This is a genomic window from Stenotrophomonas sp. 2YAF22, from assembly GCF_052114665.1.
Classification (GTDB): domain Bacteria; phylum Pseudomonadota; class Gammaproteobacteria; order Xanthomonadales; family Xanthomonadaceae; genus Stenotrophomonas; species Stenotrophomonas indicatrix.
Genome location: NZ_JBFRFE010000124.1, coordinates 1 through 8,373, shown reverse-complemented (window position 1 = coordinate 8,373; position 8,373 = coordinate 1). Strand labels below are relative to the sequence as shown.

Here is an 8,373-nt window from a genome sequence, read left to right as displayed (position 1 = left end):
TCCTTGCGCTTGGGAATGATGGTGATGTGGCCGTTGGTTTCCAGCAGTGCCAGTTCCACTTCTTCCACGCCGATGCAGCTCTGCTGGCGCATGGCGACATCGAAATCGGCGCGGCTGACCAGCTCGCGCCGCAGCACACTGTCGAAGAGCTTGCCGTTGCGCGCGATCACCACCGGTTCGCCCTCGATCAGCCGTTCCATGCGGCGGCTGCGGGCGGTGATCCAGCCTACGCCATAGTTCAGCAGGATCAGCGTGGCGGCCAGCAGCAGGCCGCCGGCCAGCGAGGTATCGGTGCCCAGCAATGCGTTCTGCACCGCGTTGCCCAGCAGCACGATCAGCAGCACGTCGAACGGGGTGACCTGTCCCAGCGCGCGCTTGCCGCTGAGCCGGACCATGCCCAGCACGACTGCGTAGACCACCACCGCGCGCAGGATGAATTCCCACCACGGCATCGCCAAGTCGAACAGATCGGGCATCGCGGGTTTCCCTGCTGGGCGGTGGCCCAGCGTGGCGCAGCAGCGCAAAAATAAAAAGCCCCGCTGACCAGGGGGAGGTCAACGGGGCCGGGGAACGGGCGCTTGGGGAGGAGCCCCCGTTCCGAGATCTGCTCCAGGGGATGGGAGAGATCCACGACAGGCATTGCGCCTGTCGGGAGTTATAGAAGCACTCCGAACACTAACGGTTCGTGAAGGGGCCCAATTTAATAAGCACCCATCAGGGAAACATTCATGTTTGAGTCAGAAATATCATGCAAATGAACGAATTCACGGCGTTTTCGGCCTGAATGCGACTCAGTGCGCCTCATCCCAATTGCTGCCAGTACCGGTATCGACCACCAACGGCACCCGCAATTGTGCCGCTTGCGACATGCGCTGCACGACATTGCTACGCAGTTCTTCGATGAAACCGGCCTCGGCTTCGAACACCAGTTCATCGTGCACCTGCAGGATCATCCGCGCCGGTGCGCCGCTGTCACGCAGCCATTTGTCCACATCGACCATGGCGCGCTTGATGATGTCGGCGGCGGTGCCCTGCATCGGTGCATTGATCGCCGCACGTTCAGCGCCAGCACGCAGGCCCTGGTTACGTGCATGAATGTCGTTCAGGTACAGCCGGCGACCGAACAGGGTCTCCACGTAGCCCTGCTCGCGGGCCTGCTCGCGCATGCGCTCCATGAAGTCACGCACGCCCGGATAGCGGCTGAAGTACAGCGCCACGTAATCCTGCGCCTGGCCGCGGTCGATGCCGAGGTTGCGGGCCAGTCCGAACGCACTCATGCCGTACATCAGGCCGAAGTTGATCGCCTTGGCCGCGCGGCGCTCGTTGCTGGTCACTTCTTCCAGGGTGCGGCCGAACACCTCGGCGGCGGTGGCGCGATGCACGTCGGCGCCCTGCTCGAAGGCCCGCACCAGGCCCGGGTCTCCGGACAGATGCGCCATGATCCGCAGCTCGATCTGCGAATAGTCGGCCGCCAGCAGCTGGAAGCCTTCCGGGGCGATGAACGCACGGCGGATGCGGCGGCCATCCTCGGTGCGGATCGGGATGTTCTGCAGGTTCGGATCGGACGAGGACAGGCGGCCGGTGGCGGCACCGGACTGGTGGTAGCTGGTGTGCACCCGGCCGGTTTCGGAGTTGACCATCTCCGGCAGCTTGTCGGTATAGGTGCTGCGCAGTTTGGCCAGGCCACGGTACTCGAGGATCACCCGGGGCAGAACGTGCTGCTCGGCAATCGCCTCCAGCGCCTCTTCATTGGTGCTGGGCTGGCCCTTGGGGGTCTTCACCACCGCCGGCAGCTTCAGCTCATCGAACAGCACCGCCTGCAGCTGCTTGGGCGAATCCAGGTTGAAGCTGCGCCCGGCCAGTTCAGTGGCCTTCTGCTGCGCGGCCAGCATGCGCGAGGACAGGTCCTGGCTCTGCCGGCGCAGTTCGTCGGTGTCGATCCGCACGCCATTGGCTTCGATGCTGGTCAGCACCGGTACCAGCGGCATCTCGATGCTGCGGTACACGCTGTCCAGGGTCGGTTCGGCCAGCAGCTGCGGCTGCAGCGCGTGGTGCAGGCGCAGGGTGATGTCGGCGTCTTCGGCGGCGTAGCGGCCGGCCTCGTCGATGCCCACCTGCGAGAACGAAATCTGCTTGGCGCCCTTGCCTGCCACGTCCTCGAACTTGATGGTGTTGTAGCCCAGGTAACGCAGGGCCAGCGAATCCATGTCGTGGCGGGTGGCGGTGGAATTGAGCACGAAGCTCTCAAGCATGGTGTCGTCGTGGTAGCCCTGCACGTCCACGCCATGGCGGCGCAGTACATGCAGGTCGTACTTGCCATGCTGGCCCAGCTTCTTCTTCGCCGGATCCTGCAGCACCGGCCGCAGCGCATCGAGCACCTGTGCCAGCGGAAGCTGTGCCGGCGCGCCCGGATAGTCATGGCCGACCGGGATGTAGGCGGCCTTGCCCGGCTCCACCGCCAGGCTGATGCCCACCAGCCGCGCGCGCATCGCATCCAGCGCGTCGGTCTCGGTATCGAAGCTGATCAGATCGGCCTGCTGCACGCGCGCGACCCAGGCCTGCAGCTGCTCTGTGGTCAGCACGGTCTCGTACTCGCCGGGCGCCGACAGCGCAGGATCGAGCTCGCCCGCCGGCGGCGCTTCGGCGCTGCCACGGGCAAAGCCGGCCGCGGTGCCGCGCAGGCTGGGTGTGGCCTCGCTGACCTGCGCCGGAGCGGCGATCGGACCGCCCAGCTCCTTCAACGCCTGGGTGAAGCCATAGCGCAGGTACAGCTCGCCCAGCGTGGGCACATCCGGATCACGCAGCGCCAGTGTGGTCGGGCTGGCATCAAGGGCGACGTCGGTGCGGATGGTCACCAGCTCCTTGTTCAGCGGCAGCCGCTCCAGCGCGGCGCGCAGGTTCTCGCCGATCTTGCCCTTCATCGTCGGCGCCGCTGCCATCACCCCGTCCAGATGCTGGTATTCGGCCAGCCACTTGGCGGCCGTCTTCGGCCCGCACTTCTCCACCCCGGGCACGTTGTCCACGGTGTCGCCCATCAGCGCCAGCAGGTCGACGATCTGGTCCGCACGCACGCCGAACTTGTCCATCACCGCCGCGTCCGAATCCATGCGGCTGCCGGTCATGGTGTTGACCAGTTCGATGCCGGGCCGGACCAGCTGGGCGAAATCCTTGTCGCCGGTCGAGATGGTGACCTTCAGGTCCTGTGCCACGCCCTGCAGGGCCAGGGTGCCGATCACATCGTCGGCCTCCACGCCTTCGATGCGCAGGATGCTGATGCCCAGTGCTTCGACGATGCGGCACATTGGCTCAACCTGGCTGCGCAGTTCATCGGGCATCGGCGGGCGGTTGGCCTTGTACTGGTCGTACAGGTCATCGCGGAAGGTCTTGCCGGGGGCATCGACGACGAAGGCGACGTAGGCCGGGCGCTCCTTCAGCGTCGAGCGCAGCATGTTGACCACGCCGAACAGCGCGCCGGTGGGCTCACCCTGTGCATTGGACAGGGGCGGCAGCGCGTGGAACGCGCGGTACAGGTAACTGGACCCGTCGATCAGGACTAATCTGCTCATGTGTCGATTCTACGCGCCTGTTCCTGCATCGCGGCGACACGGCAGCGACGCGGCGATGGGGCATAATCAAGGCTCTTTCCAGGCAAAGGCCCCGCCGATGAAGACCCTGATGCTGGCTTCCCTGCTCCTGCTTGCTGGCTGCGCCAGCATGGGCGGTGCAGGCGCTCCCCCGGTGGACGTCAAGGGCGCCGATGTCTCCAAGCGGACCATGGACAACGGCGACACCATCGAGGAATACCGGGTGTCCGGCCAGTTGCGCATGGTCAAGGTGACGCCGGCACGTGGCGCCCCGTTCTACATGTACGACAAGAACGGCGATGGCCGCTTCGACAACGACAAGGATGGCGTGTCGCCGGTGTACTGGAAGCTGTACAGCTGGTGATGCGACAGGGTCGGATCCCTTTCCGCAGGAAAGGGCTCTGACCCCATCAAGGCGATCGGCCCGGCCCATCCACGCATGGCGTGGATCTACTGGGCATTGCGGTGGCCCCATCCACGCATGGCGTGGATCTACTGCGCATTGCGGTGGTCCCATCCACGCATGGCGTGGATCTACTGGGCATTGCGGTGGCCCTATCCACGCATGGCGTGGATCTACTGCGCATTGCGGTGGCCCCATCCACGCATGGCGTGGATCTACTGGCATTGCGGTGGCCCCATCCACGCATGGCGTGGACCTTTGACGGTGAACTGGAGTAGATCCACGCCATGCGTGGATGCTCTTCGGGCCGCCGATAAAAAACAACGCCGGCGCGCATCCTGCGGCCGGCGTCGGGTCCCCTCCCCGGGAACGCTTCCGTATCAGCGGATGACCAGCACCGGCAGCGTGCTGCGCGCCAGCACCTCGGCGGTCTGGCTGCCCAGCAGCACGCGGGTGACGCCGCGGCGGCCGTGCGAGGTCATTACGATCAGATCGCTGTTGCGCTGGCCCGCCGTCTCGATGATGCCGTCGGCCGCGTAGCGGTCCAGCACATGCACCGGATTGGCGGTGATGCCCTGCTCGGCCGCCTTGGCCAGGGCCGGCTGCAGCACCTTCTGCGCGCCTTCCTCTCGGTCGGCCTTGTATTCGGGGCTGTTCATGTAGCCCACGCTCCAGCCCATGGCGTCGTACATGCCGACGGCCCAAGGCTCGGAGACGGTGACGATGTCGACCTCGGCGTTGAGGTCCTTGGCCAGCTCCAGGCCCTTGGCCAGGCCCTTGTCGGCCAGCTCCGAGCCATCGGTGGCGATCAGGATGCGCTTGTACATGGTGGGGCTCCGCGGTGATCCAGCCAGTGGGAACGACACCATTACACAGCCTGTGTGGAGATCGTGCCTTGCGCAGGATCAATCCGACAGCGCGCAGCGATGCCTGCGCAGCGCGGCATGATCGGCCGACGCGCCCAGGATCGACAGGCGACTGGAATGCTCCGGTAGCGCCGGGCCACGCCCGGCGGGCACTCAGGCCTGCACCGTCACCCGCCAGCCACCGTCGTGCGGCTGCCAGTCGAATTCCACCGGCAGGAACTTCTCGATCAACCGCGCATTGCTGACCAGGTGATCGCTCAGCACGTGGGTGGTGAACGCACCGCCGCCCGCCAGCGCCATCGGCAGCAGCAACTGGTCGGACAGGTACTCGCCAACAGCACCGGTCCCGTCCAGGTACTGCTTGACCTGCCCGGCCAGGCGCGCCCCGACCTGCTCGGCGGAGACACTGCGCTCGCCGTGGCCGCTGAACACCTCCACGTGATCACCATGACGCACGCGCACCAGGGCGACGTTGCCCGGTCCCAGCGCCGGCCGTATCGACTGCACGTTGCGCGGGTGCGGGTCCACGCCCAGCGTCTCGGCCAGTACCTGCAGTTCGCGCAGGCCGATGCCGCTGGACAGGCCGGACATCAGCACCTGTGCCTCGATCGCCTGCAACGGTGCACGCACCTCCAACGACGGCGGCTGCAACGCCGCGCACGGCTGCACCTGCACCTCCATCACGCCGCCACCGGCTGGATGGAAACCGTGCTGCAGCAGCTGCATCGACGCCTGCACGCCCATCCGGCCCAGCGCCGGCAGATAGCTTTGCGCGATGAAATCCGCGCTGGGTGCCAGCGGATTGTGGGTACCGCCTTCCAGGCGCAGCTGCGACGGCCCCTGCGCGCGCCACAGCGCGGGTAGTACGGTCTGCAGCACCAGCGTGGCCGAGCCGGCGCTGCCGGTCGCGAAGTGGTAGGTGCCGGCGCTCACCCGCCCCGGCTCGAAACGCAACGAGGTAGCGCCCAGTTCTGCACCGTGCACACAGGCGTTGCCGACCCGCGCCGCAGCGTTCACCGCGGTCAGGTGCTGGCGCATCAACCCCGGCTTGCGCCGGATCGCGCGGATGTTGTGCAGCGTGAAGCCGGTGCCGGTGCACAGGCTCAGGGTCAGTGCCGAGCGCAGCAGCTGTCCGCCTCCGTGCCCGCCATCCAGTTCAATCATGTCCATCTGTCTGTTCCTCCGTGCCCGTTGTTCGATGCCGGGCCCTGCTGCCGTGCGCGGCGCAGTGTACGCCGCGCACGGGTTGCCTCATCCCTTCACGCACACCACCTGGCGCAGCGTGTGCACGATCTCGACCAGATCGCGCTGGGCCTCCATCACCGCCTCGATCGGCTTGTAGGCCGCCGGCGATTCATCCACCACCTCCGCATCCTTGCGGCACTCCACGTGCGCGGTGGCCTTGGCGTGGTCATCCACCGTGATCAGCTTGCGTGCCTGGGTACGGCTCATCACGCGGCCGGCACCGTGGCTGCAGCTGTGGAAGCTGTCCTCGTTGCCGAGGCCACGCACGATGAAGCTCTTGGCCCCCATGCTGCCCGGAATGATGCCCAGTTCGCCCTTGCGCGCACTCACCGCGCCCTTGCGGGTCAGCATCACTTCCTTGCCGAAGTGGGTCTCGCGGTTCACGTAGTTGTGGTGGCAGTTCACCGCCTCGGCCTCGGCCTCGAACGGCTTGCTGATCACCGTACGCACCGCGGCCACCACGTTGCGCATCATCACCTCGCGGTTCATGCGTGCGAAACGCTGCGCCCAGTCCACCGCGAACACATAGTCGCCGTAGTGCTGGCTGCCCTCGGGCAGGTAGGCCAGGTCCTGGTCGGGCAGGTTGATCATCCAGCGGCGCATTTCCTGCTTGGCCAGCTCGATGAAGTAGGTGCCGATGGCATTGCCTACGCCACGCGAACCGGAGTGCAGCATGAACCACACGCGCTGCTCCTGGTCCAGGCAGACCTCGACGAAGTGGTTGCCGGTACCCAGCGTTCCCAGGTGCTTGAGGTTGTTGGTGTTCTTCAGGCGCGGGTGACGCTCGCAGATCAATGCGAAGTCATCCACCAGCTGCGCCCAGCCTTCCACAGCCAGTTCGGGCGGCGTGTCCCAACTGCCCTTGTCACGGCCCCCGCGGGTAACGCTGCGGCCGTGCGGCACCGCCCGCTCGATCGCGCTGCGCACCGCCGACAGGTTGTCCGGCAGGTCGCTGGCAACCAGCGTGGTGCGCACCGCGATCATGCCGCAGCCGATGTCCACGCCCACCGCTGCAGGAATGATCGCGCCGATGGTCGGCACCACCGAACCCACGGTCGCGCCCTTGCCCAGGTGCACGTCGGGCATCACCGAGATCCACTTGTGGATGAAGGGCAGCTTGGCGATGTTCTGCAGCTGCTCGCGCGCCTGGTCTTCCAGCGGCACGCCGCGGGTCCACAGCTTGATCGGTGCAGCACCCGGCTGCTGGATCACGTCGTAATTGAGGGTGGTCATGGTGATGTTTCCTTTCATCCAAAGCAAAAACTAAGAAGGTGCGGTGACAAGGGTGGTGGAACATTCCGTCACCCACGTTGCCGTGGGGGACGGCCGGGACTTGAACCCGACCCCGAAGGGCTTCCGATGTAGTTCCACCTRCATTCCCCGCGCAACGAAAGCGAAGGTGCCGGCAGCACGACAAGAATCTGGAGGAACATCCTGCTCTACCACTGAGCTACCGCCGCGTTGCCGCGGCAGGCGGGAGTCGAACCCGCGACCTGGAGCTTAAGAGGCTGTAGTTCCTCCGGCATTCGCACTGCCGGCGGTGAAGCATCGGCGCCGTTGCCGGTGCCGTTTGAAAAGGTACGGTGACAAGGGAAGTGGAACGTCTGCTTCCTCACGACAGGCAGGAAACGCGGGACTCGAACCCGACCCCGAAGGGACAACCAATGTAGTTCCACCAGCATTCACCGCAAAAACGAATTCCTGGCCCTGCCCGGCTGGCCCCATTGCCAGCCGGGCGGTCCGTGGCGACATCCTTGCCGCCTTACAACGCCATGTCCTGGATGCGCTCGACCCAGCTGCTGCCGTCTTCGGCCGCAGCGGCGTACTGCGCGATCAGGTCGAACACCGCATCGCTGAAGCCTCCGATGTGCAGCACGTCACCGCGCTGCACGGTCTGGCTGCTGGACACCGGCTGCAGGTCGATGCACACCAGCCGCGCCTGCGGGCAACGACGCTTCAGTGCATCCCACTGCAGCATCGTGGCCGTCTGGCCGCCGCTGCGGGTGTCACGCCAACTCTCGTTGTCCGACACCATCACCACCAGGTCCACCGGCTCGCGCCGCAGGTTGAGGTAGTGCAGCGGCGCGCTGACCGACGTACCGCCACCGTTGATCGCCAGCTGGCGGGCCAACGTCATCACGCTGTCGCGCGGGTTCAGCCGCACGTGGCGCACCTCGGTGTCGAACGGCAATACCTTGGCCTGCGGCTGCCCGCGCAGTACGCAGGCTGCAACCAGCGCCGCCACGTCCACACAGCGTGCCGCGGTACTGGCGCC

The 8,373-nt window shown here is 66.1% G+C and carries 6 protein-coding genes and 1 pseudogene; 1 reads left to right on the top strand and 6 read right to left on the bottom strand.

The annotated features are described in order from the left end of the window. Positions 1-476 (bottom strand): DUF421 domain-containing protein (locus tag AB4Y84_RS07245; RefSeq protein WP_442249932.1); only part of this gene is annotated, 476 nt, incomplete at its 3' end. Between the two features lie 315 nt (positions 477-791). Next, positions 792-3,566: a DNA polymerase I gene (gene polA, locus AB4Y84_RS07240; protein WP_442244217.1), complete on the bottom strand. Its 2,775-nt coding sequence runs from the start codon at positions 3,564-3,566 to the stop codon at positions 792-794. A gap of 97 nt (positions 3,567-3,663) precedes the next feature. Between polA and AB4Y84_RS07235 the strand changes: the two genes are divergently transcribed. Next, a complete protein-coding gene (locus AB4Y84_RS07235) occupies positions 3,664-3,948 on the top strand; it encodes a DUF2782 domain-containing protein (RefSeq protein WP_025878043.1) in 285 nt (94 codons plus the stop codon). A gap of 419 nt (positions 3,949-4,367) precedes the next feature. Here the strand turns inward: AB4Y84_RS07235 and AB4Y84_RS07230 are convergent, their stop codons facing one another. The 4 genes and pseudogenes from AB4Y84_RS07230 to AB4Y84_RS07215 form a co-directional block, all read right to left on the bottom strand. Next, positions 4,368-4,814 (bottom strand): universal stress protein, encoded by a 447-nt coding sequence (locus AB4Y84_RS07230; RefSeq protein ID WP_025878044.1) that lies wholly within the window; start codon positions 4,812-4,814, stop codon positions 4,368-4,370. 192 nt (positions 4,815-5,006) lie between these two features. Then, positions 5,007-6,023 (bottom strand): RNA 3'-terminal phosphate cyclase, encoded by a 1,017-nt coding sequence (gene rtcA, locus AB4Y84_RS07225; RefSeq protein ID WP_025878045.1) that lies wholly within the window; start codon positions 6,021-6,023, stop codon positions 5,007-5,009. An 81-nt stretch (positions 6,024-6,104) separates the two neighbouring features. Next, positions 6,105-7,331 carry an RtcB family protein gene (locus AB4Y84_RS07220; RefSeq protein WP_134833270.1) on the bottom strand — a complete coding sequence of 409 codons (1,227 nt, stop codon included), beginning with the start codon at positions 7,329-7,331 and terminating at the stop codon, positions 6,105-6,107. Between the two features lie 529 nt (positions 7,332-7,860). Further along, a pseudogene (locus AB4Y84_RS07215) lies at positions 7,861-8,373 on the bottom strand (RNA-binding protein); the annotation flags it as partial.